Here is a 3278-nt window from a genome sequence, read left to right on the forward strand (position 1 = left end):
GAAGGTGTAGGCGATGCGGCCGGACATGATGCTCGCGGAGTTGCCGGTGCCGAAGAATCCCTCGGAGTCGTCGACGGCGTTGAACGCCTGTGCGGCGTAGTCCTGGTAGCCGGATCCGACGAAGACTCCCGTCCGGGTCCCGCGCACCGACTCCGTGTCGATGCCGGCCCGTTCGAAGGTCTCCCATGTGGTCTCCAGCAGCAGGCGCTGCTGGGGGTCCATGGCCGTGGCCTCGCGCGGGCTGATCCCGAAGAACGCGGGGTCGAACTCCCCGGCCTCGTAAAGGAATCCGCCGTGCCGCGTGTACGTCCTGCCGGATGCGTCGGGGTCCGGGTCGTAGATGCCGTCCAGGTCCCAGCCGCGGTCCGCGGGGAACTCCCCGACGGCGTCGGTGCCGGAGGCCACGAGCCGCCAGAGGTCCTCGGGCGAGCGGACGCCGCCCGGGTACCGGCAGGCCATGCCCACGATGGCGATCGGGTCGTCGTCCGCGGCCGCCGCGGTGACCACGTCCGGTGCCGTTGCGGCGGTGCGGCCGGTGAGCTCGGTGCGCAGCTGCCGGGCGAGGGCGTGGGCGTTGGGGTAGTCGAAGACGAGCGTGGGGGGCAGGGCGAGGCCGGTCTCGGTGTTGAGCTTGTTGCGGAGTTCGACGGCGGTGAGCGAGTCGAAGCCGAGGTCCTTGAACGCCCGGTCGGCCTCGACCTCGCCGGCGCCGCTGTGGCCGAGGACGGCCGCCGCGTGCGTGCGGACGAGATCGACCAGCAGCGTGTGCTGTTCGGCCTCGGGCAGTCCGGCGAGCCGGGCGGCGAGCGGCGAGGCGGCGGCCGTGGCGGCCTCCTCGGTCCGGGTGCCGGTGCTCAGGGCCCGCTCGGTCTCGGGGAGTTCGCCGAGCAGTGCGCTGGGCCGTCCGACGGTGAAGGGGATGATGAACCGTTCCCAGTCGATGTCGGCCACGGTCACCGTGGTCTCGCCGGAGTCCAGGGCCTGCCGGAGGCCGGACACCGCCAGGGCGGCGGGCATCGGGATCAGGCCGCGGCGGCGCAGCCGTTCGTCGGCGCCCTCGTTCTCGGCCATGCCGCCGCCGGCCCAGGGTCCCCAGGCCACGGCGGTCGCGGCCAGGCCCCGGGCGCGGCGCCGTTCGGCGAGGCCGTCGAGCACGGCGTTGGCGGCGGCGTAGGCGGCCTGGTGGCCGCTGCCCCACACGCCGGCGATGGAGGAGAAGAGGACGAAGGCGTCCAGTTCCTGGTCTGCGAGCAGTTCGTCGAGGTGCAGTGCACCGGCCGCCTTGGCGGACACCACGTCGGCGAAGGAGCCGAGCGTCATGGCCTCGAAGGCCTCCAGGTGGTCCACGCCTGCGGTGTGGACGACGGCGTTCACCGGGTGCTCGGCCAGCAGCGCGGCCACCGCCGCACGATCGGCCACGTCACACGCGGCGACTGTCACCCGCGAACCCAGCGCCTCCAGCTCGGACTTGAGGTCCGCCGCGCCGGGAGCGTCGATACCCCGACGGCTCGTCAGCACCAGGTGCTCCGCGCCCGCACCGGCCAGCCAGCGCGCCACATGACCGCCCAGCGCACCCGTACCACCCGTGATCAGCACCGTGCCCCGCGGCGACCACACACGGCCCTTGCGGCCGGCGGGGGCGTGGGACAGCCGGCGTCCGTAGACGCCCCGGGCGCGGATGGCGACCTGGTCCTCGACCTGGTTCCCATCCTGGTTCCCGGCCGACTGGCCGAGTACCGCGGCCAGTCGGCCGGCGACCCGCTCGTCGATCGTCTCCGGGAGGTCGACGAGACCTCCCCAGCGCCGCGAGTGCTCCAGTGCGGCGACCCGGCCGAGGCCCCAGACGGCGTTCTGGACGGCGCTGGGTGCGGCGTCCGAACGGCCGGTGGACATGGCCGACTTGGTCAGCGCCCACAGCGGGGCGCCGACGCCCGCGTCACCGAGGGCCTGGACGAGGGTGATGGACAGTGCGGTGCCCACGGAGAGGGCCGGGTGCCCGGGGTGGGGTCGCTCGTCGGTGCCGAGCAGGGAGATCACGCCGTCGACCGGGGTCTCCCGGACGGCGGTCTCGATCTGCTGCTGCAGGGTGCCGCGGTCGGTGGCCGGGTCGACCGTGACCGGGACCAGGCGGGCGCCGCGTGCGGTGAGTCCGTCGCCGACGGCGGCGGTCCACGCGGTGTCCTCGGCCTCCTCTGCGGCGGTGGTCAGGAACAGCCAGTGGCCGGTCAGTTCGCCCGTCCAGCGGCCGGTCAGCGGCTTCCAGCCGGCGCGGTAGGTCCAGCCGTCCACGACGGACTCCTCGCGCCGCCGGCGGCGCCACGCGGACAGCCGGGGCAGGACCGCGTCCAGCTGTTCGGCGGGCAGGTCGAGCGTGGCGGCGAGGGACTGGGCGTCCTCGCGCTCCACCGTCTCCCAGAAGCCCGCCTCGACGGGGTCGGTGCCGGTGGCGGCGGTGGGGGCGGTGGTCTCCAGCCAGTACCGCTGGTGCTGGAAGGCGTAGGTCGGCAGGTCGGCCCGGCGGGCGCCGCGGCCGGCGAAGAAGGCGTTCCAGTCGACGGGGACGCCGTGCACATGGGCCTGCGCGACGGCACCGGTGATCGCCTCGGGTTCGGGGCTGTCGCCCCGGAGGGCCGGGATGGTGACCGCGCCGTCCAGGCAGCCCTGAGCCATGGCGCTCAGCACGCCGCCGGGGCCGGCCTCCACGAACCGGGTGACGCCCATGTCGCCCAGGGTCCGGATCCCGTCGGCGAAACGCACGGCCTCGCGGACGTGCCGCACCCAGTACTCGGCGGAGTACGTGTCCACGAGCCGGCCGGTCACGTTGGAGACGACCGGGATGCGCGGCTTCTCGAAGTGCAGGCCGTCGACGACGCGGGCGAAGTCCGCCAGCATCGGGTCCATCAGCGGCGAGTGGAAGGCGTGACTCACCGTCAGTCGGGACGTCTTGCGGCTCTGCTGCGTGAAGACCTCCGCTATCGCCGTCACCGCGTCCTCGGCACCCGAAATCACCACGGACTGCGGGCCGTTGACGGCCGCGATGCTCACCTCGTCGGTGAGGTGCGGCAGCACCTCGTCCTCGGTGGCCTGCACGGCCACCATCGCACCGCCGGCCGGCAGCGCCTGCATCAGCCGGGCGCGGGCCGTCACCAGCGTGGCCGCGTCCTCCAGCGACAGCACCCCGGCCACGTGGGCCGCGGCGATCTCGCCCACGGAGTGGCCCGCCAGGACGTCGGGCCGGATGCCCCACGACTCCAGCAGGCGGTGGACCGCGACCTCGA

Annotated in this window: 1 protein-coding gene; it reads right to left on the reverse strand. The window is 74.1% G+C overall.

Going from position 1 to position 3278, the window contains the following annotated elements:
• Window positions 1-3278: SDR family NAD(P)-dependent oxidoreductase (locus HG542_RS33935; RefSeq protein WP_171088252.1), on the reverse strand; the 3278-nt coding region annotated here is incomplete at both ends.

Origin of the sequence: Streptomyces morookaense, assembly GCF_013030945.1 — a bacterium.
GTDB lineage: Bacteria > Actinomycetota > Actinomycetes > Streptomycetales > Streptomycetaceae > Streptomyces > Streptomyces morookaensis.